The sequence below is a fragment of the Inquilinus sp. genome (genome assembly GCF_057815775.1).
This window is the reverse complement of the sequence record NZ_JBYRFX010000778.1, coordinates 1-3,359: the sequence shown is the minus strand read 5'-3', so window position 1 is coordinate 3,359 and position 3,359 is coordinate 1. Positions and strand designations below refer to the sequence as shown.

Sequence of the window (3,359 nt, the reverse complement as noted above, 5' to 3'; positions counted from 1 at the left end):
GGGCGGCGGGGGTGTTGGTGTCGGGCGCGGTCATGGCCCGGCTGTTATACGAGCCTGCCGGCCGGCTTCCAAGCCCAGGCCCGCGTGGCCGCGCATCCTGGCCTACCGGCTGTCCGGACCCGGCGGGAAGCGCCGCCCGGCGGCCCGGATCCGCGGGCCGGAAATTTCCGCATTTCAGTGCTTGCAAATCCCGCGGCATGGGATATAAACCGCGGCCTCGGACGGCGCTGCGGCGACGGACGACGCCAGAGCGGGCGTAGCTCAGGGGTAGAGCACAACCTTGCCAAGGTTGGGGTCGAGGGTTCGAATCCCTTCGCCCGCTCCAGTTTTCCTTAGATAGATCAGCGACTTAGCAGGCGCCCTCAGGGGCGCCTTCTGCTTTCCCGGTCCCGTCGACATTGGCGGGAAGCAAGAGGAAGTATGTTGCGGCGCACAATGCGCGGCTTCGGCCGGCGTTGCCGCCACGCGCGACTCGCTCTTCCCGCCGCAAATTTCATGCGTCAGCCCTCGCTTTGCGAGCCGCCATCTCAACCGCACGGTGGCAATGAGCCGCTTTCATCCTGCGGCCCGCTCTCGGGCGCCACTTCGGCACAGAAGTGCGAACGCCAGGAGATGCCTGGCTGTCGCCATCGCGGGCAGCCGCTGATCCTAAATTTTCTGAAGCGCGGGAATAACCCGGCCTGTCCGCTGATCTCGTTGACAGCCGAGCCATCGCTTGAGCGCGGCATCACGCATCACTGAGCGCCGCCTGCTCAGTTCAAGTCCATCGGCACGAGGACCCGCACCCACCATGCGGGCGAGCTGCGCCTCGCCTTCACCAAGGCCACTCACACGACCATCGCCGGCGACCTCAACGGCTGCACCGCACTCGTGGCCGGCGATTTCGTGCTGTAGCGGCGCACCGTTTCCGTCCCCCGCCTTTCAGGCGGTTCCCCTCAAGCGGATCGATCATGACGACCATCAACGGCACCATCGGCGACGACATTCTCACAGGCACCGACCAGGCGGACGTCATCCACGGCAATGGCGGCGACGACCAGATCACCGGGGGCGACGGTAACGACTCCCTCTTCGGCGGCGACGGCGACGACGTGTTCCTCGGCGGTCTCGGCAACGACACCATCTCCGGCGACGCCGGGGACGACATCATGGTCGGCGGCGACGGCGCGGACGTGCTGAACGGCGGTACCGGCATCGACACGGCCGCCTACATCTTCAGCACGGTCGGGGTGGTCGCGACGATCGGCGGCACCGGCGTCGGCGGCGAGGCCGAAGGCGACAAGATCGGCGCCGACATCGAGAACCTCACCGGCTCCCAATTCGCCGACACGCTGGCCGGATCGGCCGGCAACAACGCCCTCGACGTCATTGGTGGCGACGACCATCTGCAGGGACTGGACGGCAACGACATCCTGACTGGGGGGGACGGGGACGATCTGCTCGATGGGGGAAACGGCGACGACACACTCGTCGGCGGCAATGGGGCGGACGTGTTGAACGGCGGCGCCGGCAACGACACGGTCGACTATTCCCACAGCACCACCGGGGTCGATGTTGCGATCGGCGCCACCGGTTTCCAGGGCGAGGCCCAAGGCGACACGGTCGGCGCCGACATCGAGAACTTCATCGGGTCGCAGAGCGGCGACATACTGGTCGGGTCGGCCGCCGACAACATCCTGACGGGTTCTGGCGGCGACGACCGTTTGCTGGGGGAGGACGGCAACGACATCCTTGTCGGGGGTGACGGGAACGATCAGCTCGAAGGCGACGGCGGCAACGATACCCTCATCGGCGGGAACGGGGACGATCAGATCAATGGCGGCGCCGGCGACGATGCCATCGTGATCAATATGGGTGCCGCGGTGGTCGATGGCGGCGACGGCACCGACAGTCTCGTCGTCAACCGGGGCGCCTCGACGGTCGGGGGCCTCTTCTCCGTCAACGACAGGGACACCGCCGATGCTTCGCATGCGATCGGCATCGAGAGCCTGACCTACAACGCCGGGTCCGGCATTGACACCATCCTCGGCAGCAGCGGCAGCGACGCCCTCTTCGGCAATGGCGGCAACGATACGCTCAACGGAAGGGCCGGCGACGACACACTCTCCGGCGGCAACGGCACTGATGACCTTGCCGGGGAGGACGGGAATGACCGGCTGGACGGGGGCAATGGCGATGATGTCCTGACCGGTGCCGGCGGCGCCGATGCGCTGAACGGCGGCGCCGGCAGCGACATGGCCGAGTATTCCAACAGCCTGGTGGGCGTGACGGTGAGCCTGGCCACCGGCCACGGCACCGGCGGCGAGGCCCAGGGCGACACCCTGACGGCGATCGAGAATATCGACGGCAGCGTGGGCAACGACACGCTCGAAGGCAACAGCGCCGACAACATCCTGCTCGGCAACAACGGCGACGACGTGCTCCGCGGCGGTGCCGGGGCCGACCATCTCGACGGCGGCGACGGGATCGACCTGGTCAGCTATTTCACCAGCAATGTCGGCGTCTCGGTCAGCCTCGCCTCCGGTATCGCCAGCGGCGGCGATGCGCAGGGCGATATCGTGATCAATATCGAGAACCTGACGGGCAGCCAGGGCAACGACACGCTCGAAGGCGATGCCGGGGCCAACACCCTGTCGGGCAGCGGCGGCAACGACGTGCTCCGCGGCGGTGTGGGGGCGGATCATCTCGACGGCGGCGCCGGTGTCGACACCGCCGACTACCAGCACGGAACGGCCGGCGTGACGGTCAGCCTGGCCACCGGCATCGGTTCCCGCGGCGAGGCCCAGGGCGACACCCTGACCGGCATCGAGAACCTGTCGGGCAGCCAGGGCAACGACATGCTCGAAGGCGATGCCGGCGCCAACACCCTGTCGGGCAATGGCGGTAACGACGTGCTCCGCGGCGGCGCCGGGGCCGACCATCTCGACGGCGGCGCCGGCGTCGACACGGTCAGCTATTCCAACAGCGCCACCGCGGTCGTCGTCAGCCTGAACAGCCTGATTGGAACCGCCGGCGACGCGCAGGGCGACACCTATGCCGGCATCGAGAATGTGGACGGTTCCCAGGCCTCGGACTCGCTGGCCGGCAACATCCTGGACAACGTGCTGCACGGCTTCGGTGGCAACGACGTGCTCGTCGGGCTGGCCGGGGCCGACACGCTCGACGGTGGCGCCGGCATCGACGCCGTCAGCTACACCACCAGCACGATCGGCGTGACTGTCAATCTGAACACCCAGGTCGGCACCGGCGGCGACGCCCAGGGCGACACCTATATCAGCATCGAGAACGTCAATGGCAGCCAGGGTGCCGACACCATCACCGGCAGCGCGGTGGCCAATGTGCTGAACGGTTTTGGCGGC

At 67.7% G+C, this 3,359-nt stretch carries 1 protein-coding gene and 1 tRNA gene; both read left to right on the top strand.

The features are described 5' to 3' along the window. Nucleotides 1-250: 250 nt before the first annotated feature. Nucleotides 251-325, top strand: a tRNA-Gly gene (locus AC3XYG_RS27670). A 625-nt stretch (nt 326-950) separates the two neighbouring features. Further along, nucleotides 951-3,359 (top strand): beta strand repeat-containing protein (locus AC3XYG_RS27665; protein ID WP_489143095.1); only part of this gene is annotated, 2,409 nt, incomplete at its 3' end.